The organism is Vibrio sp. 704, from assembly GCF_033339295.1.
Map to the genome: position 1 here is coordinate 1 of NZ_JAWOUH010000932.1, position 537 is coordinate 537.

The 537-nt window shown below is 49.7% G+C and carries 1 protein-coding gene; it reads left to right on the plus strand.

The window, feature by feature from the left end; translation table 11 throughout:
- Positions 1-537: ABC transporter substrate-binding protein (locus R7R24_RS29950; RefSeq protein WP_318120620.1), on the plus strand; the 537-nt coding region annotated here is incomplete at both ends.

Genomic DNA, 537 nt, shown 5'->3' on the forward strand with positions numbered 1-537 from the left:
TTGGTGATACTCACGACCTTCTCTCAAGCACCAATCACTGCTTTGGTGGATGACTTTACGCAGCACTATCCTGATGCTGAAGTCCGAGTGGTTCACCGACGCACTCAATCAAGCCTGCAATTGCTTAGCAAAAGCTACATGAAGGATATCGACTTGGTGTTGAGCTCGTCGCCGTTTCTGATGCAAGAGCTGTCTAATGAACATCGTTTGGCTGATATGTCGTCGCGTGTGCAAGTGCCGAAATGGTTGTCGCCTTATCTATTACCTAATAACGATCAAGTCGTGGCGTTTGGATACTCCGGCGCCGGGATTGTTTGGAACAAAGATTATTTGGCCGCGAACCATTTACCAGAACCGAAGCGTTTTCAAGATCTGACCAATCCGCTGTACTTTGGTCACGTCACCATGAGCACGCCAAGCCGCTCTGGAACCACGCAATTGATGGTCGAGAGTGTGCTTAGTCAATATGGTTGGCAAGAGGGCTGGCGGATTTTACTCAATGTGGGAGCGAACCTCGCGACGATCTCTTCTCGCAGC